Here is a 20,497-nt window from a genome sequence, read left to right as displayed (position 1 = left end):
GAGGATGGCGCCATGTCCCGTCTGATCCTCGTCCGGCACGGGCAGACCCGGTCGAACGTGCAGGGCCTGCTCGACACCGCGGCGCCGGGCGCCGACCTGACGACGCTCGGCCGGGAGCAGGCGGCGGCGCTGGTCGACGTGCTCGCGGCCGAGCGGATCGACCGGGTCGTCGCGTCCCCGCTCGCGCGGACCGTGCAGACGGCCGGGCCGATCGCGCGCGAGCACGGCCTCGAACTCCGCACCGACGCCGGGCTGCGGGAGATCCTCGCCGGCGACCTCGAGCTGAACGCGGACCGCGACTCGCACCTCGCGTACCTCCGCACGATCTTCGCCTGGGCGGAGGGCGACCTGTCGGCGACGATGCCGGGCGCGCCCGAGACGGGCACCGACTTCTTCGCGCGCTACGACGCGGCCGTCGAGACCGCGGTCGCCGACGGCGGCACGGTGCTCTGCGTGAGCCACGGCGCCGCGATCCGCACCTGGGCGACGGCGCGCGGCGCGAACGTCGCGGACGACTTCGGCGCCGAGCACGGCCTGCCGAACACCGGCGTCGTCGTCCTCGAGCGCTCGGGCTCCGGGCCGTGGTTCGTCGAGAGCTGGACGGACCGGCGCTTCACCGCGCCGGACAGCGACCCGACCGGATCCGCCGTCCCGTGACCCGGCCGGGGTCGGCCGTGCTCGCCGCGGCGCTGCTCGTCGTCGTGGTCGTCCTCGGCGTCGCGGCCGTGCTCCGCGACCCGCTCGAGCTGCCCGTGGTCGCGCACCTCGGCGCCGCGTCCGTGCGGATCGCGGCCGTCCAGGGCGCGGCCGCCGTCCTCGTCCCGCCGCTCCTCGTCGCCGTCGCGGCGGGTCTCCACGCGACCGGCCGGCTCGACCGGTCGGCGGCCGTGTGGGCCTCCGGTGCTGCGGCGCCGATCGTCCTCTTCCTCGTCGCCCGCCTGAACGGCGTCCTCGACGCGATGGCGCTCGTGCTCGTCTACGCCTCCTCCGCGGGCGGGGTGCTCCTCCGGTCGCTGCACCGGCCGGACGGGCGTCCGGCGGCGCTCCGCTGGTGGTCGGTGCTCGGCGTGGTGCCGTGGGGCGTCGTCGCCTTCACGCAGATCGGGGCGGGGCTCGCGGGGACCGGTCCCGGGCCGGCCGTGCGGGTCCTGACGCTCGTCGTCCTCGCGGCGAGCATCGCGGAGTTCGTGCTCGCGTACCGGCGCCGCGATCGACCCGGGGTCGCGACGTCGGACCTCGTCGCCGCCGCGGCGCCCGGCGTCCTCCTCGCCGCGCTCGTCGTCGCCCTCGTTCGCTGAGAGCCGGGCGACTCCCGGGTCGCGCTGTGGCAGAACTGTTCCCGATGAACCCGCTGCACGCCGCGTCCGCGCCCCTCCCCGACGTCCGCCGGATCGCCGTGCTCCGCGCGAACGGCCTCGGCGACTACGTCGTGGGCGAGCCCGCGCTCGCCGCGCTCCGGGCCGCGTACCCGGACGCGGAGATCACGCTGCTCGGCGCCGCCCACACGGCCGCCCTGCTCGCCGACCGCCCGGCCCCGGTCGACCGGGTCGTCGTCGTCCCGCCCGTGCACGGGGTGCGCGTCGGGTCGGACGCGCCGGACGCGACCGAGGCGGAGATCGACGCCTGGGCCGCCGACCGGCGCGCGGAGTCGTACGACCTCGCCGTCCAGCTCCACGGCGGCGGCGGCAACTCGAACCGCCTCCTGCTGCGGCTCGGCGCGGCGACGACGGTCGGCGCGGCCACCCCCGACGCGCCGAAGCCGGACCGCTGGGTGCCCTACACGTCGTTCCAGCACGACACGCTCCGCTGGCTGGAGGTCGTCGGCGCGGCCGGCGCACCGCCCGTGCGGCTCGAGCCCGAGCTCGCGGTCACGGACGCCGACCTGACGGCCTCCCTCGCCGTCGTGCCGGCGACGGACGAGCCCCTGGTCGTCGTCCACCCCGGCGCGACGGATCCGCGCCGGTGCTACCCGGAGGACCGCCTCGGCCGGATCGCCCGCGTGCTCGCGGACCGCGGCGCCCGGGTCGTCGTCGTGGGCGGCCCCTCCGAGGCCGACCGCGTCGCCGCCGTCGCCCGCGGCTTCGGCGGCGACGTGCAGACGATCGTCGGCGGCCTCGCGCTGCCGGGCCTCGTCGGCCTGCTCGCCCGTGCCGACCTCCTGCTCGCCAACGACTCCGGCCCGCGGCACATCGCGGCGGCGGTCGGCACGGCCACCGTCGCGGTCTTCACCCACGCCAACCTCGCGGACGTCGCGCCGCTGACGAGGGCCCGCCATCGTGCGCTCGTGTCCTGGCACGGCGGCTGCCGGGTGTGCGGGCTGCGGGTGCTCGACGGCTGGTGCGGCCACGGCGCCAGCGCGACCCACGACGTCCACGAGGACGACGTGCGCGACGCGGCGGTCGAGCTCTTCGAGCAGGTCGCTCGGGAGGGTGCAGCCGCGCGCAACCCCTTGCAGCGGAATCCCAGACTGGTGTAGCCGATACCGACGACGATGCACGGATGAAGACTCCGTTCGGCCTGCTCGACCTGTCCGCCCCGGAGAGCCGCCGACCGGGCGCCGCGCTCGTCGCGGGCGTCGTCGCCGGTCTCAGCTCGGGCGCGATCAAGATGGGGTGGGAGTCGCTCTTCCCGCCCCGGAAGCCGGACCGCGAGGTGCCGCCGGTCACCTTCCTCCAGCAGCGCGGCATCGATCCCGACCAGTACACGTACGAGTACAACGGCAACCAGGTGCCCTGGGGCGTGCTCGCCGTGCACTTCGGCTTCTCCGTCGTCACCGTCGCCGCGTACGCCGTGGCCGCGGAGTACCTCCCGAGGACCAAGCTCTGGGCCGGCGCCGCGTACGGCATCGGCGCCTTCGTCGTCGCGCACGAGCTCGTGCTGCCGAAGCTCGGACTGAGCCCGGCCGCGAAGGACCTGCCGCCGGAGGAGCACCTCTCCGAGCTCCTCGGGCACATCGCCTGGCTCCTCGAGGCCGAGCAGGTCCGCAAGGCCGTGCGCCTCGCGATCGCGGGTGTGCCGGACGCCGACACGCGCGTGAACGCGCTGGCGAAGCTCGCGGACACCGCGCGCGCCGCCGTTCGGCGCTGAGCGCCGCGTGACGACCGCGACGCGGCGGATCCTCGTCGTCCGCCTGGACAGCATGGGCGACGTGATCATGGCCGGCCCCGCCGTCCGCGCCGTCGCCGCCCGCGAGGACACCGAGGTCTGGTTCCTCGGCGGTCCGCGCGGGAAGTCCGCCGCACGGCTGCTGCCCGGCGTCGACGAGCTGCGGATCGTCGGCGTCCCGTGGATCACGGCCGTGGACCGCCCGGTCGACGCGGCCCTCGTCGCCGAGGTGGACGCGGTCGTCGAGGAGTGCCGGCCCGACGAGGCGATCATCCTCACCGCGGCCCACCAGTCGCCGCTGCCGATCGCCCTCCTGCTGCGGCTGGCCGGCGTCCCGCGCATCCTCGGCGCGTCGGTCGAGGCCTCCGCCGGCCTGCTCGACGGACGGTGGATCCCGGGCGAGACGTTCCCCGAGGACATCCCGGAGCCCGAGCGGAACCTCGCGATCGTGCGGCTCGCCGGCTACGCGCTGCCCGAGGGCGACGACGGCGCCCTCCGCGTGGACCTGCCGGACACCCGTCCGGCAGCGCTCGACGACCTGCCCGACGAGTACCTCGTCGTGCACCCCGGTGCGCAGTACCCGGCGCGCGAGTACCCGGCCCACCACTTCACGGAGGTGGTGCGCCTCCTCGTCGAGGCGGGGCACCGGGTCGTGGTGACCGGCGGCGAGCACGAGCGCGCCCTCACCGCGGCGGTCGCGGGGGAGCGCGGCATCGACCTCGGCGGCCGGCTCGACCTCGGGGGCACGGCCCAGGCGCTCGCCGGGGCGTCCGCGGTCATCGTCGGCAACACCGGGCCGGCGCACCTGGCCGCCGCCGTCGGCCGGCCGATCGTGAGCCTCTTCTCCGCGGTGGTGCCGCCGGAGCGCTGGGCGCCCTACGGCGTCCCGGTCGAGCTGCTCGGCCGGCGGGACGCCGCCTGCCGCGGGTCGCGCGCGACGCTCTGCCCCGTGCCCGGGCACCCGTGCCTCACCTCGGTCGCGCCGACGGAGGTCGTCGCGGCGGCGGAGCGCCTCCTCGCCCGCGCCTGACGCCGCACCCTTCGTTCTGGAGGAGACGGACTCCTCCGAAACGAAGACTGGGGCCCCGGGTCAGCGGACGGGGGCGATCGCATCGAGGACGAGGTCGGCGGCGAGCGACGCGGCGCCCAGCACCGGAGCGGCGTCGCCGAGCGGGTCCTCCGCCGGCACCGGCTCCACCCCGAGGCGGCGGCATTCCGCGACGACGCGGCCGTGCAGCTCCCGCCGCGCGCCGAGGGCGCCCGACAGCACCACGAGGTCCGGGTCGACCACGGCGGTCAGGTCGCGGAGCAGCAGCACGATCCCCGTCGCCTCGTCCGCGATCGCCGACTCGGCGGCGCTGTCGCCCGTCGTCGCGGCGGCGAACAGGTCGTCGAGCGCACCGGGCAGGGGAGCGGCGGGCGAGTGGCCCGCCGCGTCGAGCAGCCCGGCGATCGAGAGCGCGTCCTCCACGGTGCGGCCGCGCGCGATGGGCGACGCGAGCGCCTTGATCTCCCCGGCCCTCCCCCGCGCCCCGCGCAGGATCGTCCCCTCGACGATCAGCGCGACGCCGACCCCCGCGCCGATGTGCAGGTGCAGCACCGAGCGCGGGGCGGAGCCGGGGCGGTAGCGCAGCTGCGCGATCGCCTCGCAGTTGACGTCGTTCTCGGTCCACACCGCGGCGGGCGCGACCGGGGCGAGCGCGGCGAGGAGGCGCTCGTCGTCCGCGTCGGAGCCGAGCAGGTCCCGGCGCACGGGCACCGCGCGCGGCACCGCGATCGCCGCACCGAGCAGGCCGCCCTGCGACTCCGAGAGCTCCTGCGCGACGTCCGCCAGCGCGTGCGCGGCGACCTCGAGCTGATCCGGCCAGTCCCGCGACACCGTGGGCGCCGGGTTCGGCACGAGGCGCTCGGCGACCACGGTGCCGTCCAGCCGCGCCGCCGCCACCCGCAGTCGGGCCGAGCCGAGATCGATGCCGGCGACCCACCCGGCGCTGCGGTGCAGCCCGTAGCGGACGGCCGAGCGGCCGGTGTGCCCCTGCTGCACGGCCACCGCCTCGACCAGGCCGCGCTCCTCGAGCTCGACGATCGCCGCGGAGACGGTCTGCTTCGTGACGCGGAGGGCGTCGGCGAGCTCCGGCCGCGTCGCGTGCTCGCGCTCGAGCAGGGCGCGCAGCGCGCGCCCCGCCGTCTCCGCGAGGGGTTCCGGCAGCGTCATCGAATCCGCTCCCGCACCCGGGAACACTGGCACAGGTTCGTTCGTTCAGCTATCATACGAAATAGTTGAGATGCTCATCCGAGGAGGAACCATGACGAACCGCATCATCGCGGTCCTGCGTGAGATCGTTCAGCGCTGGGACAGCTACGCCGCGCTCCAGTACGCCGCTCCGGTGACGGCCGTCCACGTCGGGGGCACCCGATGAGCGGGCTCGTCGACACGCTGATCGCGCGCAACCCGCTGCTGGGCCACGGCGTCCGCACCCACGCGACGGGCATCGCCCTCGCCACCGACACCACGACGGCCCCGCGCCGTCGCCGCCGTCCGCTCGACGTGGACGCGCCGAAGGTCCACCTGGGCCACGCGGGCCGCGCGGCCTGATCCCCCGCACAGGCAACGGGCCGCCTCGGCGGGAGGAGCTGTCGCTCCCTCCCGCCGAGGCGGCCCGTTCGTCGTTCCCGGCGCCTACTCGCGCAGCTCGAGGTACTTCGCGATGAGCGACTTCGTGCTCGGGTCCTGGCTCGCGAGCGCGTCGGCGTCGCCCTGCACGGCCGGCGCGATCTGCAGCGCGAGCTGCTTGCCGAGCTCGACGCCCCACTGGTCGAACGAGTCGATGCCCCAGACGGTGCCCTCGACGAAGGTGATGTGCTCGTAGAGCGCGATCAGCTGACCGACCACCGACGGCGTGAGGCGCGGCGCGAGGATCGACGTCGTCGGCCGGTTGCCGCTGAAGGTGCGGGCGGGCACGACGGCCTCCGCGGTGCCCTCGGCGCGCACCTCGTCCGCGGTCTTGCCGAAGGCGAGCGCCTTCGTCTGCGCGAAGAAGTTCGCGAGGAACAGCGCGTGGACGTCGGTGTCGCCGTCCTGCAGCGGGTGCGCGGGGTTGGCGGTCGCGATGAAGTCCGCCGGGATCAGCCGGGTGCCCTGGTGGATCAACTGGTAGAACGCGTGCTGCCCGTTCGTGCCGGGCTCGCCCCAGAAGACCTCGCCGGTGTCGGTCACGACCGGCGTGCCGTCCCAGCGCACGCTCTTGCCGTTCGACTCCATGGTCAGCTGCTGCAGGTAGGCGGGGAAGCGGTGCAGGTACTGCGCGTAGGGCAGCACCGCGTGGCTCTGGGCCCCGAGGAAGTTCGAGTACCAGACGTTCAGCAGGCCCATGAGGACGGGCACGTTCGCCTCGAGGGGCGCCGTCCGCATGTGCTCGTCGACCGCGTGGAAGCCGGCGAGGAAGTCGGCGAACCCGTCCGGGCCGATCGCGATCGCGACGGACGTGCCGATCGCGGAGTCGACCGAGTAGCGGCCGCCCACCCAGTCCCAGAAGCCGAACGCGTTCGTCGGGTCGATGCCGAACGCCTCGACCTTGTCGAGGGCGGTCGACACGGCCACGAAGTGCTTCGAGACGGCGTCGCGGCGCGATTCGTCGGTGTCCTCGATCGCGCCGGCCTGCGACAGGCCCTTCCAGAGCCACTCGCGGGCGAGCCGCGCGTTCGTCAGTGTCTCGAGCGTGCCGAAGGTCTTCGACGCGACGATGAAGAGCGTCGTCTCGGGGTCGAGGTCCGCCGTCTTCTCGTAGATGTCGGAGGGGTCGATGTTCGAGACGAAGCGCGCGGTCAGGCCGGCCTGGACGTACGGCTTCAGCGCCTCGTAGACCATGACCGGGCCGAGGTCCGACCCGCCGATGCCGATGTTCACGACCGTCTCGACGCGCTTGCCGGTGACGCCGGTCCACGAGCCGTCGCGCACCGCGCTCGCGAACGTCGCGATCCTGTCGAGCACCTCGTGCACGTCGTGGTCGACGTCCTGCCCGTCGACCGTGAGCGGCGCGGCCGGCGTCAGGTCGTCGCCGGACGGGCGCCGGAGGGCGGTGTGCAGCACCGCGCGGTCCTCGGTGACGTTGATGTGCTCGCCCGAGATCATCGCCCGGTACCGGCCGGCCACGTCGACGGTGCGGGCGATCTCGAGCAGGTGGCCGAGGACCTCCTCCGTCACCAGGTTCTTCGACAGGTCGACGGTGAGGTCCGCGGCCTGGAAGGTGTAGCGGTCGGCGCGGCCCTCGTCCTCGGCGAACCAGGCGCGGAGATCGGGTGCGAAGCCCTCGGCGAGCTCGGACAGCGCCTGCCAGGCGCCGGAGGTCGTGGGGTCGACGGGGGAGGAGGTCACGGGAGGCACGCGCCTTTCGAGTAGGACTGGGTGAGGCCGCCCGCCGTCGGGCGGGGCCGGAGGAGCCGCGCCTCGACAGACGCTAGACCCTGTGGCTGCACGATCGCTCGCCGTACGGCGACCCCTCGGCGTCGCTAGGGTCGGCGTCGACCGCGCTGCTGCGGTCGGAGCGGAGTTCGGCATGATCGTGGGCATCGAGACCGGCGGCACGAAGGTCGTCTGCGCCGCGGCCGAGGCCGGCTCCCCGGACGTCCCGCTCCGCGTCGAGCGCTTCCCGACGACGACGCCGGACGAGACGATCGGCCGGATCCACGACTTCATCCGGGCGACGGGCGCGGTGGAGGCGATCGGGCTGGCCTCCTTCGGGCCCGTCGACGCCGATCCGTCGAGCCCCCGCTTCGGCCGGGTCACGACCACCCCGAAGCCCGGCTGGGCGGACACGGACCTGCTCGGTCGCGTCGCGACGGACGGCGTCCCGGCCGCGTTCGTCAGCGACGTCGTCGGCGCCGCGGTGGGGGAGCTGCGCTACGGCGCCGGGCGGGGCACCTCCTCGCTCGCCTACGCGACCATCGGCACGGGCGTCGGCGTCGGGATGATCGTCGACGGGCGCCCCATCGGCGGCGACGGCTGGCCGGAGGTCGGTCACCTGCTCGTCCGCCGGCACCCGGACGACGACTTCGCCGGCAACTGCCCCTTCCACGGCGACTGCCTCGAGGGCCTCACCGCCGGCCCCGCCGTCCTCGGGCGCTGGGGCGCGGACGCCTCGTCGTTCCCCGAGGACGTCCGCGACGGGCGGATCGCGATCCTCGCCTCCTACATCGCCCAGATGGCGTACAGCGTCATGCTCACGGTCGGGGCGGAGAAGCTGGTGCTCGGCGGCGGCGTCATGCAGTCCCCCGGGCTGCTCGAGGCGGTGCGCGCCGCGCTGCCGGACCTGGCCCGGGGTTACGGTCCGGCGTCGCTCTCCTCCGCCGATCCGACGGACGTCCTGGTCGCGCCCGCGATCGCCGACTCCCCCGGCGTCGTCGGCGCGCTCGCGCTCGCCGACGACCTCCTCCCCTGACCTCCTCTTTGCTCACGCTTCTTGCCGCCGCGATGAGGTCGCGGCGGCAAGAAGCGTGAGCAAAGAGGTGCTCGTGAGCCCCACAAGGTCGGCTCCGTGAGCTCCGAGCCGCCTCAGTCCGTGTGCAGCACCGGCGCGGGCCGGTCGGCGTGCCGGTGCTGGTGCACCGCGCCGATGACCGCCACGACGACGCCGGCGGTCGCTCCGACGACGAGCCCCTCGCGCGGCCCGAGCGCGTTCGCGACCCACCCGACGAGCGGTCCGCCCACGACGGTGCCGCCCATGACCGTGGCCATGTAGAGCGCCATGACGCGGCCGCGCACCACGCGGTCGACACCCATCTGGACGAGCCCGTTCGCCGTCGTCATGAACGTCTGCGAGGCGACGCCGACGAGCGGCAGCACGATCGCGAGCCAGAGGTAGGACGGGGCGAGGGCCCCGAGCAGCAGGCCGATCCCGAACAGCGCGGACGCGAGCACGAGCAGCCCGAACCGCGGCGCCGGTCGCCGCGCGGAGAGCAGTGCGCCGGTCACGGCGCCGATCGCGAGGGCGGAGGAGAGCAGCCCGTACCCGGTCGCTCCCTGCCCGAAGAGCACGGCCATGGTCGAGGCGTAAATCGGGAAGTTCAGCCCGAACGTCCCCATCACGGCGACGAGCACGAACACGATCGCCAGGTCCCGCCGCCGCACCACGGTCGTGAAGCCCTCGCCGATGTCCTTGAAAGACCGCGTCGGCCTGCCCGCGGCGCCGAACGCGGGCGCGTGGATGAATCGGAGGGAGACGAGCACCCCCGCGAAGCTCGCCGAGTTGATCAGGAACACCCACCCGGGGCCGACCGCCTCCGTGAGCAGGCCGGCGACCGACGGGCCGAGCAGCCGGGCGAGGTTGAAGGACGCGGAGTTCAGCGCGACCGCGTTCGACACGTCCTCCGGTCCGACGAGGTCGGACACGAAGCTCTGCCGGGCGGGCGCGTCGAACGCGGCCACGACGCCGAGCAGCAGCGCGAAGCCGTAGACCTCGACGAGCGTGTCCCTGCCGGTCAGCACGAGCAGCCCGAGACCGAGCCCGAGGATCGCCATCGACGCCTGCGTGATCGTCAGCAGCGTCCGCTTCGGGACCCGGTCGGCGACGTACCCGGTCAGCGGGGAGAGGAACAGCTGCGGTCCGAACTGCAGCGCGGTCGTGATGCCGACCGCGAAGGCGTCGTGGTCCGTCAGCCGGGTGAGGACGATCCAGTCCTGGGTCGTCCGCTGCATCCACGTGCCGACGTTGGACACGATCGCGCCGGACGCCCAGAGGCGGTAGTCGTGGCCGCGGAGCGAGCGGAACATGCCCGCACCCGTCGTCGCACTCATCAATCAGGAGTATATGCAGTCCAGCCTGTGTATCTGCGCAGGCTCGGGCGTCATGAGGCGAACGGCGCGCAGGACTCCTTCCCGGGGCCGCGCACGCAGTAGACGCCTCCGGAGACCGCGCCGTGGTCGAGGCCGAACACGCTGTACACGACCGCGGTGCCGCTGATCACGGCCTGCCCGGGCGATCTCGGCTCGAACTCGACCGCCACCTGGTACTTCGACCGGCTGTGCGGCGGGAGGACGAATCCGTCGACCGGCTGCCCCGCGTCGACCGCGGCCCCGACGTCCGGATCGGACGTGTCGTTCATGAGGATGTGCGCGCCCGTCGGACCGAGGACCCGGGTGCCGAGGACCCGCACGTTGGACGCCGTCCGGACCTCCACCGCCCGCAGCGTGATCGGCACGGAGGAGCGGTTCTCGAGCTCGACGCCGGCCCAGCGCGGTCCCGCGTACCACGGGCCGCTCACCGTGAACCCGCCGCCGACCTCGAGGGCGTCCGCGCCCGTCCGGATCACGGCGGTGCCGCCGACGACCGCGAGGACGCCGAGCACGGCGACGACCACGACGGCGGCGCGGACGCGGAGGGGGAGGCGCGGCGCGGTCACGGAGCCGAGCCTGGCGCACCGGCCGGGCGCGACGCCACCAGAATCGGACCGTGGGTTCCTTCACCGACGACGAGGGCGTCGTCATCAGCACGGTCGAGTGGGCGGTCGACGACCCGCGGGCCGTGATCCAGATCTCGCACGGCATCGGCGAGCACGCGGGGCGGTACGCCGCGCTCGCCGCCGACCTGAACCGCGCCGGGTTCACGGTCGTCGCCGACGACCACCGCGGGCACGGGGCGACCGGCATGGCGCAGTGGGGCGACGCCGCGAAGCTCGGGTCGCTGGGGCCGGGTGGCCTCCGCGCGACGATCGCGGCGATCGGCCGCTTCCGCGACCTCACGAAGGAGCGCTTCCCCGACCTGCCGCTCGTGCTCGTCGCGCACAGCTGGGGATCGCTGATGGCGCAGATCGCGCTGAACGGCCGCCCCGACGCCTACGACGGCGTCGTGCTCACCGGTACCGCGTACCGCCTCCCGGGGTTCATGGACGCGGGGGACCTCAACCGGCGCCACCGCTCCCTCGGCACGACCGGCGCGGAGTGGCTCAGCCGCGACCCCGCCGTCGCGCAGGACTGGCTGCGCGACCCGCTCACCTTCCCGGCGAACACGGCGAAGCTCATCGGCATGCGCGACGCGCTCCGCCTGCTCGGCCGTCCCGGGCGCCGGCTGCCCGCGGACCTGCCGCTGCTGCTGCAGGTCGGTTCGGACGACACGCTCGGCGGCGGCCGCAGCGTCCACCGGCTCGCCCGCGCCTACCGGGAGCGCGCCGGCCTCCGCGACGTCACGGTGCGGGTCTACGAGGGTGCGCGCCACGAGGTGTTCAACGAGACGAACCGCGACGAGGTGATCGCCGACCTGGTCGGCTGGATCGAGTCGCACGTGCTGAAGGGGATCAGGGCATGACCGACGAGCAGCGCCTCCACGGCGAGTACAAGGTGCCGGGCGGCAAGCTCGTCGTCGTCGACCTCGGCGTGGAGGACGACCGGATCAGCGCCTTCCGCCTCGCCGGCGACTTCTTCCTCGAACCCGACGACGCGCTCGAGGCGATCGACCGGTCGCTGATCGGCCTCCCGGCCGACGCCTCCGCGGCGGACCTCGCCGGCGCCGTCCGCCGCGCGCTCCCCGAGGGCGCGGTCCTGCTCGGCTTCAGCTCCGAGGCGGTCGCGACCGCGGTCCGGCGGGCGATCGGCCGCGCCGCCGACTGGCGCGACTTCGCGTGGGAGCTGGTCCACCCGCCCGCCGTGCGCCCCGCGGTGCACCTGGCGCTCGACCAGGTGCTGACGGAGGAGGTCGGCGCCGGGCGCCGCAAGCCGACCCTCCGCATCTGGGAGTGGGACGAGCCCGCGGTCGTGATCGGCAGCTTCCAGTCGCTGAAGAACGAGGTCGACCTCGAGAGCGCCGCGAAGCACGGCGTCGACGTGGTGCGCCGCGTCTCCGGCGGCGGCGCGATGTTCATGGAGGCCGGCAGCGTCGTCACCTACTCGCTCTATGCGCCGGGCGACCTCGTGCGCGGCATGTCCTTCGCCGAGTCGTACGCCTACCTCGACGACTGGGTCCTGCAGGCCCTCCGCTCCCTCGGCATCGACGCCACCTACCAGGGGCTGAACGACATCGCGTCGTCGGCCGGCAAGATCGGCGGCGCCGCCCAGAAGCGGCTCGGCAGCGGCGCCGTCCTGCACCACGTGACCATGTCCTACGACATGGACGGCGACAAGATGGTCCAGGTGCTCCGGATCGGCCGCGAGAAGATGAGCGACAAGGGCACCACGTCCGCCGCGAAGCGCGTGGACCCGCTCCGCAAGCAGACGGGCCTGCCGCGCGCCGCGATCATCGAGCGGCTCGAGGAGACCTTCGTCCGCCTCACCGGCGCGACGAGGGGCGACCTGACCCCCGAGGAGATCGCCACGGCGGAGGAGCTGGTCCGCACGAAGTTCTCCACGAGGGAGTGGCTCGAGCGCGTCCCCTGACTCAGCTGCCGACGCCCGCCGCCCAGTGCGCGGCGATCTGCGACGACGTGAGCGCCGTCGTGTAGACCGCGGCGTAGCGGAGGTCGCCGGTGAAGTACGTCTTCGTCTGCGGGGACGACCACGTCGTGCTGATCGAGTCGTAGCCGACGCGCCAGTAGCCGCTGCCGTTCTCGGCCACCGTCGTGGTCCCGGTGACCGCCGATCTCCCGTCGACGGAGAGCGCCATGCCCGCCGAGGAGAGCGTCGCCGCGGCGTAGTGCCACCTGCCGTCGTTGTACGGACCCGGCGAGGACACCGTGTGTGCGCCACCGGAGTACACGCCGAACACCAGCGAGCCGTTCGCCGCGAGGAACACGTGCCGGTCGTACGTCGTGTTCGCGCCGGTGGCGTTCGCGCCGAAGCCGATCAGCTTCCCGCCCGCGACGGTCGTCCGGAACCAGATCTCGACGGTGAAGACCTGCGGATTGGTCTGCTGGACCGGGTAGTCGGCGTAGTTCGTGGCGCCGTCGAGCGTCCAGGCGGTCCCGCCGTCGCGGGGGCAGGAGATCGGCGTCGACGCGTTCGTCGTCACGGTGCCCTGATAGGCCCCGGTGTGACCCTGACCGCTGATGTCGGCGGGTCCTGCGGATCCCGCGGCGTCGTTCAGCGGCCACTGGAACAGCGCCGATGCCTGGTCCTGCGCCAGCGCGTCGGAGCAGAGGAAGTACTTCGCGGTCGTCGCGGTGTCGGCGCCGTTCGTCAGCTTGGCGCTGTACCCGCCCGACGCGCCGGGCACAGCCGTGAGGGCCAGGCCGAGCAGCCCGGCCGCCGCGAGCGCGCCGAGCCCGAGCGCGCGACCGCGCAGCTCCGCGCGCAGCGACCTCACGCGGCGACCCGCTCACGCCGGGGGAGGCCGACGAGGAGGACGACGAGCGACGGCAGCACGGCCAGCCCGATGAGCAGGAGCTGCGCGCCCGGTGCCAGGTCCGGCACCGCGACGATCCGGGTCGAGCCGCCTGTCGGCAGCGCGACGGTCCCGGGGACGCCGTCGGCGAGCCGCGCGAGCACGTCGCCGGACGCCGTGACGAGGCGGATCGGGAGCAGACCGGTCGAGACGATCGAGGCGCGCGCGCCGTCGGCGGCCGCCTCGCTCGCGATGACGACGACGTGGACGAGCGGCTGCAGGTGGAGCAGGACCGCGGTGCCGATCAGGTGCCAGCCGATCACGCGGGACGCCGCGCGGACGTCGCGCCGACGGATCGGCAGCGTGAGGAGGGTGAGCAGCAGCCCGCCGACGAGGAGGAGCGGCACCGCGCGCAGCACGAAGCCGACGCCCGGCACGATCGCGACCGCGCGCCCGAGCACCGCCGAGCGCTCGATCGTCCACGGATCCGCAGCCGCGTTGATGTCGCCCTTCGTGCGGATGCCGCCGGCCGCGTCGACCGCGGACACGCGGTGGGTGTAGACGCGGCGCACGCCCGGCGCGATGAAGGCGATGACGTCGCCGCGCTGCGGTGCGGTCGTGATCGGTGCGGTCACGACGAGCGTGCCGACCGGGGCCGCCGTGCCCATCGAGGGCGTCTCGACGACGAACCCGCGGTAGCCCGCGAGGAGACCGGCGCCGACCGTCGCGCAGAGCAGCAGCAGGACGACCGTCGCGACGACGAGCGCGGGACGGCCGGATCGCGGCCGGACCGCGGTCGACGGTGACCCGGCGTCCTCGACCCGGAGCTCCGCGACCAGGTCGTCGGCGTGCACGGCCCAGCCCGGGTCGTCCTCCGGTCCGAGGATCCCGGGCACCGAGAAGTGCCGCAGGGCGTGATCGGCCGGTGCCTCCGTCCGCGCCTCCCCGCCGGTCGGGACCGGCTCGTCGCGCAGCGTCCAGACGGTCCGACCGGGGAGGAGGGTCAGCTGTTCAGCGTCCACGTCATCGGCACCGAGGCCTGGAGGCCCTGGTAGCTGTTGCCGGCGCCGCTCGCGAGCGTCACGGCGAAGGTGAACGTGGTCGAGGCGCCGGCCGCGAGGGTCGTGAGCGTCTGATTCGCGGTGAAGCCGGCGAGCGTGCCGCTGTAGACGGAGCCCGTGGCGCCGGACTGCGTGACGACGACGCTGAGCTTGGAGCACAGGTCGGTCGCCGACCCGGCGGGCGTCGTCACCGCGGACTGCGAGCAGGCGGTCGGCTGCAGCGTGAAGGTGCTGGCGGGGATCGTGCCGGCGTTCTTGAACGTGACGCTCTGGGTCACCGTCTGGCCCGGGACCATCGTCTGGGAGCCGGTGCCGCCGAACGTGTTGATCGTCGAGCACGTCGAGGAGTTCGTCGTGATGCTCGCGCCGTCGGCCGAGGTGCAGGTGAAGGTCGTCGCGTTGCTGCCGACGCCCTCCTGCAGCACCAGCGAGCCGGTGGTGACGGTGTTCGCGCCGTTCGTGATCTGCGCGGTGAAGCCGGAGAGGGTGCCGGTGACCGACAGCGAGAGCAGGCCCGCGGACAGCAGGACGGTGGTCAGCGCCAGCGGGGTGAACCGCATGCGCTTCGCGACAGCGGTGGGGATCATGGGTGGAGGTTCCTTTCAGGGCCCGGAGCGGGCCTCTCGAAGGATGGGGGGACACGCCGTGTCCCCCCATCCCCCAGAACGCGGCCCCCACCAGGTGCAATCCGGATGCGCGAGCGCTCCGGGAGCAGGGCCCGATGCCTCGCGATCCGCGGAACCATGCGGAAGTCGAGCGCACGCGTCCCGCGATCGGGTGCGCTGGGAACCCGGACCCACGAGTTCCCCGGCCCCCGAACCGGGGCTTCTTCCGCTCGGCGCGTCGAGCGTCCGACGGCGTCCGGGTCCTCGGGGATCTCTTCGAGAACCGCAAGGCGCTCCTCGTCCGGGCGGGGAAGCGGAGCGGGCATCCTGCTGTTGTCATGACCGCAGCCGTCGGTGCTGCGAGGAACGGAAGGGACGAATGCACCGCCACCACAACGGCCTGAAGACCGCTCTGCTCTTCGGACTGCTCGGCGGGGTCGTCCTCGTCGCGAGCTACCTGCTCTTCGGCAGGAACCTCGCGGCGCTCACGATCGGCCTCGTGATCGCCCTCGCGGTGAACCTCGGCTCCTACTGGTTCAGCGACACCGTCGCGATCCGGGCGATGCGCGCCCGCGAGGTGACGGCGGCGGAGCAGCCCGCCATGCACCGGATCGTGCGCGAGCTCTCCGATCGCGCCGGCCAGCCGATGCCGCGCCTCTACGTGTCGCCGACGCTCGCCCCGAACGCGTTCGCGACGGGACGGAACCCGCAGCACGCCGCCGTCTGCTGCACGGAGGGCATCCTGCAGATCCTCGACGAGCGCGAGCTGCGCGGCGTCCTCGGGCACGAGCTCATGCACGTCTACAACCGCGACATGCTCACGGGCTCGCTCGCGGCGGCGATGAGCAGCGTCATCACCTACCTCGCCTACGCGGCGATGCTCTTCGGCGGCGGTGGGAACGACCGCGATCGCGGCGGCAGCGGCATCGGCGCGATCTTCATGCTGATCCTCGGCCCGATCGCCGCGGGGCTCGTCCAGATGGCCATCAGCCGCACCCGCGAGTACGACGCGGACGAGGACGGCGCGACGCTCACCGGCGACCCGCTGGCCCTCGCGTCGGCGCTCCGCAAGCTGGAGGTCGGCACGCAGGCGCGGCCGCTCGCGCCGGAGCCGCAGCTGCAGTCGTCGAGCCACCTGATGATCGCGAACCCGTTCCGAGCGCAGGACGTGGGCCGGCTCTTCTCCACCCACCCGCCGATGCAGGACCGCATCGCGCGGCTCGAGGCGATGGCGGGGCGTCCGCTCGGCCGCTGACCCGTCGCGTCGGCCGCGGCGCGGTCGACGGGCATGTTTCGGGTTCCTCCGAGTTCCCTCCCAAACCCTGTTCATCGTCCGTTCAGGGAGAGGAGGGTGTCGGTCGAGCGGCGCCCGTGCCGCCGGAGGGAGTCGGCAGTGGCGGTCAGAGATCTCTTCATCACCCGGAACATCGACGAGCTGGTCGAGGAGACCGGCGGCGAGGGGGAGCGCCTCAAGAAGACCATGGGGCCGTTCACCCTGACGGCCCTCGGCGTCGGCGCGATCATCGGCACCGGCATCTTCGTGGTCATCGGTCAGGGCGCGGAACTCGCCGGCCCCGGGGTGATCCTCTCGTTCGTGCTCGCCGCGATCACGTGCGCGTTCTCGGCGCTCTCCTACGCCGAGCTCGCCTCGGCCGTGCCGGTGTCGGGCAGCGCGTACACGTTCTCGTACGCGACGCTCGGCGAGATCGTCGCCTTCATCATCGGCTGGGACCTGATCCTCGAGTACGGCGTCTCGGTCGGCGCGGTCGCGGTCGGGTGGGGCGGCAACGTCAACGAGTTCCTGAAGGCGACCTTCGACGTCGAGCTCCCGAAGGCCATCACCGCCGGCCCGTTCGAGGGCGGCGTCGTCAACCTCACCGCGGCCGTCATCGTGCTGGCCGTCATGGCCCTGCTCGCGAACGGCACCCGGGAGAGCGTGCGGGCGAACTTCGTGATGGTCGTGATCAAGATCGCGATCCTGCTGTTCTTCATCGTCGTCGCGCTCGTGAACTTCGCGAGCGGCAACCTGACGCCGTTCCTTCCGGAGGGCGTCGCGGGCGTCACGAGCGCGGCGAGCATCATCTTCTTCGCCTACATCGGCTTCGACGCGGTCTCGACGGCGTCGGAGGAGACGAAGAACCCCGGCCGCGACCTCCCCATCGCCATCATCGGGTCGCTCGTCATCTCGACCGTCCTCTACGTCCTGGTGGCGTTCGCGGCGTTCGGGGTGGCGCCGACGAAGCAGCTGTCCGGCAGCGACGCCCCGCTCGCCACGGCGCTCCGCGAGGGCGCGGGCATCCCCTGGGCGGGTGCGGTGCTCTCGCTCGGCGCGCTCATCGCGATCACGAGCGTCGTGCTGGTGATCATGTACGGGCAGGTCCGGATCTTCTTCGCGATGTGCCGCGACGGCCTCCTGCCCCGCCGCTTCGCGAAGGTCAGCCCGCGGACGGGCACCCCGTTCGACCTCACCATCGTCTTCGGCGTGCTCATCGCGATCCTGGCCGCGCTCATCCCGCTCGGCGTCATCGTCGAGATGGCGAACATCGGCACGCTGTTCGCGTTCGTGCTGGTCAACCTCGGCGTGATCGTCCTCCGCCGCACGCGCCCCGACATGAAGCGGCCGTTCCGGGTGCCGGGCGCCCCGGTGCTGCCGATCATCGGCGTGCTCTTCTGCCTCCTCCTGCTCGCGGCGCTGCCGTGGGAGACCTGGGTGCGGTTCGTCGTCTGGCTCGCGATCGGGCTCGTCATCTACTTCACGTACTCCCGCAAGCACTCGAGGGCGCGCACCGGCGAGCGCACCGAGCTCCCCGCGGCGGAGCAGGTGTGAGCGCCGGGCTGCCGCCGCTGATCGCGGCGTACAAGGGGCCGGCCGGTCCGGACGTGCTCACGTTCGCCACGCGCTGGCGCGGCGCCTCCGGCCGCCCGGTCCGGGTGGTGACGGTGTATCCGGGCAGCGCACCCGTCGGGCGTGGGCGGGTGGACGCCGAGTGGGTCGCCTACAACCGCCACGAGGCGGAGTCGATTCTCGACGGCGCCAGGAAGGCGCTCGCCGGAACCGATGCGACCTTCGAGGCGATCCCCGCCGAGTCCGCGCCCCGCGGGCTCCACGAGGCGATGGAGGCCGCCGGGCCCGGCGCGGTGGCCGTGCTCGGGTCCCGGACGACGAAGGGCGTCCGGCGCACCGCGCCGGGCAGCACCGCCGAGCGCCTGCTCACCGGCGCGCCCGGCCCGGTGGTGCTCGTCCCGTGGGACTACGAGGAGCTGCCGCAGCCCCAGGTGCAGCGGGTCAGCGTCGCGTTCATCGACACCCCGGACGGCCGCGCGGCGCTCGAGGCCGCTCGCGCGCACGCGGCGGAGGTGCAGGGCTCCGTCGACGTCGTCTCCGTCCTCCCCGACACCCTCGTCCGGCCGTCGCTCGGCGAGCCCCGACGGTTCGCGGAGGGGCAGCGGGAGGACTTCGCCGCGTCGCTCGCGGAGGCCGTCCTGCCGGGCGAGCGCTCCCGGCTCATCGAGGGCCCCGTCGTCGAGGGGCTCGCCGGCCTCGGGCCCGAGGACACCGACCTGCTCGTGTGCGGCTCCCGCGGCTACGGCCCGGCTCGACGGGTGCTCCTCGGCGGGGTGTCCGCGCGGCTCCTCCGCCATGCACGGGTGCCGGTCATGGTCGTGCCACGACCATGACCGCGCGGCCGTCCGCAGCCGTGTCGACGTCCCCCGTCCGCGGGGCGTGGTTAGGGTCGGCGGGTGCGTCAGCCCTCCCTCGGTCGTCCCGTTCGAGCGGTGGTCGCCGCGTCCGCCGTCCTGCTGCTCGCCGCGTGCACGGCAGCGCAATCGGCGCCGACGCAGCCATCGACCGGGTCGGCGAGCACCGCTGACGCGGCGCACACGACCGCCCCGACGACGCCCACCCCGACGCCCGTGTCGACCTTCGATCGGAGCGCGCATTCGCTCGACGACCCGACCAGCATCTGGGTCGTCGTCGACAAGAAGCGGCCGCTGCAGCCGAAGACCTACGTCCCCGCGGACCTCGTGACACCCGACGTGCCGCACACGAACGTGCCGCAGCTGCGGCAGGTCGCCGCGGACGCGCTCGTCACGATGTTCGCGGCGGCGAAGCGCGACGGCATCACGCTCGTCTCCCTGTCGGCCTACCGCTCCTACGCGACGCAGACCTCGATCTTCGACCGCAACCTGCGGCAGCTCGGCCGCGAGACGACACTCGGCCTGACCGCCAGGCCCGGCTACAGCGAGCACCAGACGGGCCTCGCCGACGACCTGGGCGACGGCTCCTCGTGCGACCTCGCGGTGTGCTTCGAGTCGCACCCCGCGGCGAAGTGGCTCGCGGCGAACTCGTGGCGCTACGGGTGGATCCTCCGCTACCCGCTCGGGTACACGAAGATCACCGGCATCCAGACGGAGCCGTGGCACTTCCGGTACATCGGCGTCCCGGCGGCGACGGAGATGCACGACACCGACGTGAAGACGCTCGAGCAGTTCTTCGGCCTCCCCGACAGCCCCGACTACTGACCCGCCCCGCTCGTGCGGCGCGAATGCGCTGATGCGGGTCGGCGTCGAGCCGCATCAGCGCATCCGAGCCGCATCAGAAGCGCGCAGGGATGCGGAGTCCGACCGCTCGAAGCACCGGCGCGAGTCGATGGGCGTCGTTCGCCTCCAACCACCCCCAGCGCACGAAGCCGTCGTTCACCGCGCGCATGCGGTCCTCCCGGACCTTCTCGGCCCAGAGGACGGCGGCGGCGCCGCCCGGCGCGTAGCGAGGATCGAAGAACTTGACGCGCCCGTCGAACTCGCCGACGGCCTTCACCTCCGGGAAGAAGAAGTCGGACTTCCCGATGAAGCCGTCTCGGTCGAAGTGCTTGCGCTGCAGCACCGGATGGATCCCCATCGCGTCCATCGTGACGCGGCTGACGGACTCGCCGGCCGATCCGCTCCGCCCGTCAGCAAATTCCATGACGCGACTGATCCGGCTCGCCGCGCGTCGCGGCCCTGCGAGATCGATCGCCGCCTCGAGCTCCTCCGGTCGGAGCCCGTTTCTCAGAGCGGAGTCGGCCGCCACGACACCGTCCATGAAGGTTCCGCCTGCTGCGATGTCGAGCACCGTGCGCCCGATCGCGGTCACGAGCAGCCCGTTGCGCTCGACGATCTCCTCGTCGTCGAGCGCGAGCACATGGCCGACCACCTTCTCGAGCCCCCTCGCCCCGGGCTCGCGGAACGTCACGTGCAGCCGTCCAAGGGCCGTCCGGAGGACGTCCGTGCCCTCGACGACCGCCGCGGTCCAGTGGGACAGGACGAGCGGCCTCGACGACACCGCGACGAGGGCGCGGGCAGCCACGACATGCTTCTCCTCCGGGGTCAGCCCAGCGACGTCGGCGGCGAGCACCGAGACGCCGTGCCGGACCCGGATCGCGATGCCCCTCGCGCGATCACGCGCCAGAGCTCGACGATCGCGTCCATCACGTGAGAG

21 protein-coding genes are annotated in these 20,497 nt (G+C 73.6%); 13 read left to right on the top strand and 8 right to left on the bottom strand.

What is annotated here, in order from left to right:
- Positions 1 to 12: 12 nt before the first annotated feature.
- Genes CLV52_RS01510 through CLV52_RS01490 form a run of 5 tightly spaced genes read left to right on the top strand, consistent with a single transcriptional unit; the run spans position 13 to position 4,135 of the window.
- Positions 13 to 657: a histidine phosphatase family protein gene (locus CLV52_RS01510; RefSeq protein ID WP_133764204.1), complete on the top strand. Its 645-nt coding sequence runs from the start codon at positions 13 to 15 to the stop codon at positions 655 to 657.
- Positions 654 to 1,298 (top strand): hypothetical protein, encoded by a 645-nt coding sequence (locus CLV52_RS01505; RefSeq protein WP_133764201.1) that lies wholly within the window; start codon positions 654 to 656, stop codon positions 1,296 to 1,298. The genes CLV52_RS01510 and CLV52_RS01505 overlap by 4 nt, the downstream gene beginning before the upstream one ends.
- Positions 1,299 to 1,324: 26 nt before the next feature.
- Positions 1,325 to 2,476 (top strand): glycosyltransferase family 9 protein, encoded by a 1,152-nt coding sequence (locus CLV52_RS01500; RefSeq protein ID WP_133764199.1) that lies wholly within the window; start codon positions 1,325 to 1,327, stop codon positions 2,474 to 2,476.
- Between the two features lie 23 nt (positions 2,477 to 2,499).
- A complete protein-coding gene (locus tag CLV52_RS01495) occupies positions 2,500 to 3,087 on the top strand; it encodes a DUF1440 domain-containing protein (RefSeq protein WP_133764197.1) in 588 nt (195 codons plus the stop codon).
- Positions 3,088 to 3,094: 7 nt separating this feature from the next.
- Positions 3,095 to 4,135, top strand: coding sequence for a glycosyltransferase family 9 protein (locus tag CLV52_RS01490; RefSeq protein ID WP_342773123.1), 1,041 nt, complete (start codon positions 3,095 to 3,097; stop codon positions 4,133 to 4,135).
- Positions 4,136 to 4,195: 60 nt separating this feature from the next.
- Here CLV52_RS01490 and CLV52_RS01485 read toward each other — a convergent pair whose 3' ends face one another.
- Positions 4,196 to 5,320 carry an ROK family transcriptional regulator gene (locus tag CLV52_RS01485; RefSeq protein WP_133764195.1) on the bottom strand — a complete coding sequence of 375 codons (1,125 nt, stop codon included), beginning with the start codon at positions 5,318 to 5,320 and terminating at the stop codon, positions 4,196 to 4,198.
- A gap of 201 nt (positions 5,321 to 5,521) precedes the next feature.
- On the opposite strand from CLV52_RS01485, the gene CLV52_RS01480 reads away from it, so the two are divergent.
- Positions 5,522 to 5,701, top strand: coding sequence for a hypothetical protein (locus tag CLV52_RS01480; RefSeq protein ID WP_133764193.1), 180 nt, complete (start codon positions 5,522 to 5,524; stop codon positions 5,699 to 5,701).
- 84 nt (positions 5,702 to 5,785) lie between these two features.
- Here the strand turns inward: CLV52_RS01480 and pgi are convergent, their stop codons facing one another.
- On the bottom strand, positions 5,786 to 7,480 hold the full coding sequence (gene pgi, locus CLV52_RS01475) for a glucose-6-phosphate isomerase (protein WP_133764191.1): 1,695 nt from the start codon (positions 7,478 to 7,480) through the stop codon (positions 5,786 to 5,788).
- Between the two features lie 181 nt (positions 7,481 to 7,661).
- Here pgi and CLV52_RS01470 point away from each other — a divergent pair, with 181 nt between their 5' ends.
- Positions 7,662 to 8,543 carry an ROK family protein gene (locus tag CLV52_RS01470; RefSeq protein ID WP_133764189.1) on the top strand — a complete coding sequence of 294 codons (882 nt, stop codon included), beginning with the start codon at positions 7,662 to 7,664 and terminating at the stop codon, positions 8,541 to 8,543.
- A gap of 113 nt (positions 8,544 to 8,656) precedes the next feature.
- Here CLV52_RS01470 and CLV52_RS01465 read toward each other — a convergent pair whose 3' ends face one another.
- Positions 8,657 to 9,898 (bottom strand): MFS transporter, encoded by a 1,242-nt coding sequence (locus CLV52_RS01465; protein ID WP_246017884.1) that lies wholly within the window; start codon positions 9,896 to 9,898, stop codon positions 8,657 to 8,659.
- A 50-nt stretch (positions 9,899 to 9,948) separates the two neighbouring features.
- On the bottom strand, positions 9,949 to 10,503 hold the full coding sequence (locus CLV52_RS01460; protein ID WP_133764187.1) for a hypothetical protein: 555 nt from the start codon (positions 10,501 to 10,503) through the stop codon (positions 9,949 to 9,951).
- A gap of 50 nt (positions 10,504 to 10,553) precedes the next feature.
- Between CLV52_RS01460 and CLV52_RS01455 the strand changes: the two genes are divergently transcribed.
- A complete protein-coding gene (locus CLV52_RS01455; RefSeq protein WP_133764184.1) occupies positions 10,554 to 11,405 on the top strand; it encodes an alpha/beta fold hydrolase in 852 nt (283 codons plus the stop codon).
- Positions 11,402 to 12,469 carry a lipoate-protein ligase LplAB gene (gene lplAB, locus CLV52_RS01450; protein WP_133764182.1) on the top strand — a complete coding sequence of 356 codons (1,068 nt, stop codon included), beginning with the start codon at positions 11,402 to 11,404 and terminating at the stop codon, positions 12,467 to 12,469. Before CLV52_RS01455 ends, lplAB begins: the two co-directional genes overlap by 4 nt.
- 1 nt (position 12,470) lies before the next feature.
- Here lplAB and CLV52_RS01445 read toward each other — a convergent pair whose 3' ends face one another.
- The 3 genes from CLV52_RS01445 to CLV52_RS01435 are packed head-to-tail and all read right to left on the bottom strand — an operon-like array spanning position 12,471 to position 15,000.
- Positions 12,471 to 13,334 carry a LamG domain-containing protein gene (locus tag CLV52_RS01445; RefSeq protein ID WP_133764180.1) on the bottom strand — a complete coding sequence of 288 codons (864 nt, stop codon included), beginning with the start codon at positions 13,332 to 13,334 and terminating at the stop codon, positions 12,471 to 12,473.
- Positions 13,331 to 14,374, bottom strand: a complete 1,044-nt coding sequence (locus tag CLV52_RS01440) for a S24/S26 family peptidase (protein WP_133764178.1) — start codon at positions 14,372 to 14,374, stop codon at positions 13,331 to 13,333. The genes CLV52_RS01445 and CLV52_RS01440 overlap by 4 nt, the downstream gene beginning before the upstream one ends.
- Complete coding sequence (locus tag CLV52_RS01435) at positions 14,356 to 15,000, bottom strand: hypothetical protein (protein ID WP_133764176.1); 645 nt, start codon at positions 14,998 to 15,000, stop codon at positions 14,356 to 14,358. The genes CLV52_RS01440 and CLV52_RS01435 overlap by 19 nt, the downstream gene beginning before the upstream one ends.
- 397 nt (positions 15,001 to 15,397) lie before the next feature.
- Here CLV52_RS01435 and htpX point away from each other — a divergent pair, with 397 nt between their 5' ends.
- From htpX to CLV52_RS01415, 4 genes are all read left to right on the top strand, one after another.
- On the top strand, positions 15,398 to 16,273 hold the full coding sequence (htpX, locus tag CLV52_RS01430; RefSeq protein ID WP_133764174.1) for a zinc metalloprotease HtpX: 876 nt from the start codon (positions 15,398 to 15,400) through the stop codon (positions 16,271 to 16,273).
- Positions 16,274 to 16,411: 138 nt separating this feature from the next.
- A complete protein-coding gene (locus tag CLV52_RS01425; RefSeq protein WP_246017883.1) occupies positions 16,412 to 17,845 on the top strand; it encodes an amino acid permease in 1,434 nt (477 codons plus the stop codon).
- Positions 17,842 to 18,696, top strand: coding sequence for a universal stress protein (locus tag CLV52_RS01420; RefSeq protein WP_133764170.1), 855 nt, complete (start codon positions 17,842 to 17,844; stop codon positions 18,694 to 18,696). Before CLV52_RS01425 ends, CLV52_RS01420 begins: the two co-directional genes overlap by 4 nt.
- Positions 18,697 to 18,759: 63 nt before the next feature.
- The gene (locus CLV52_RS01415; RefSeq protein WP_133764168.1) at positions 18,760 to 19,542 is read left to right on the top strand and encodes a M15 family metallopeptidase; all 783 of its coding nucleotides are present in this window, start codon (positions 18,760 to 18,762) and stop codon (positions 19,540 to 19,542) included.
- 73 nt (positions 19,543 to 19,615) lie between these two features.
- Here CLV52_RS01415 and CLV52_RS01410 read toward each other — a convergent pair whose 3' ends face one another.
- Positions 19,616 to 20,365 (bottom strand): hypothetical protein, encoded by a 750-nt coding sequence (locus CLV52_RS01410; RefSeq protein WP_133764166.1) that lies wholly within the window; start codon positions 20,363 to 20,365, stop codon positions 19,616 to 19,618.
- Between the last annotated feature and the right edge of the window lie 132 nt (positions 20,366 to 20,497).

It is taken from the genome of Amnibacterium kyonggiense, from assembly GCF_004364555.1.
Taxonomy (GTDB): Bacteria; Actinomycetota; Actinomycetes; order Actinomycetales; family Microbacteriaceae; genus Amnibacterium; species Amnibacterium kyonggiense.
This window is presented reverse-complemented; position numbering and strand designations above follow the sequence as displayed.

Bases quoted from the DNA above. Each gene is read 5' to 3' on its own strand.
- CLV52_RS01435 (WP_133764176.1), bottom strand. From the start codon at position 15,000: ATGATCCCCACCGCTGTCGCGAAGCGCATGCGGTTCACCCCGCTGGCG.
- htpX (WP_133764174.1), top strand. From the start codon at position 15,398: ATGCACCGCCACCACAACGGCCTGAAGACCGCTCTGCTCTTCGGACTG.
- lplAB (WP_133764182.1), top strand. From the start codon at position 11,402: ATGACCGACGAGCAGCGCCTCCACGGCGAGTACAAGGTGCCGGGCGGC.
- CLV52_RS01485 (WP_133764195.1), bottom strand. From the start codon at position 5,320: ATGACGCTGCCGGAACCCCTCGCGGAGACGGCGGGGCGCGCGCTGCGC.
- CLV52_RS01480 (WP_133764193.1), top strand. From the start codon at position 5,522: ATGAGCGGGCTCGTCGACACGCTGATCGCGCGCAACCCGCTGCTGGGC.
- CLV52_RS01510 (WP_133764204.1), top strand. From the start codon at position 13: ATGTCCCGTCTGATCCTCGTCCGGCACGGGCAGACCCGGTCGAACGTG.
- CLV52_RS01495 (WP_133764197.1), top strand. From the start codon at position 2,500: ATGAAGACTCCGTTCGGCCTGCTCGACCTGTCCGCCCCGGAGAGCCGC.
- CLV52_RS01470 (WP_133764189.1), top strand. From the start codon at position 7,662: ATGATCGTGGGCATCGAGACCGGCGGCACGAAGGTCGTCTGCGCCGCG.
- CLV52_RS01465 (WP_246017884.1), bottom strand. From the start codon at position 9,898: ATGAGTGCGACGACGGGTGCGGGCATGTTCCGCTCGCTCCGCGGCCAC.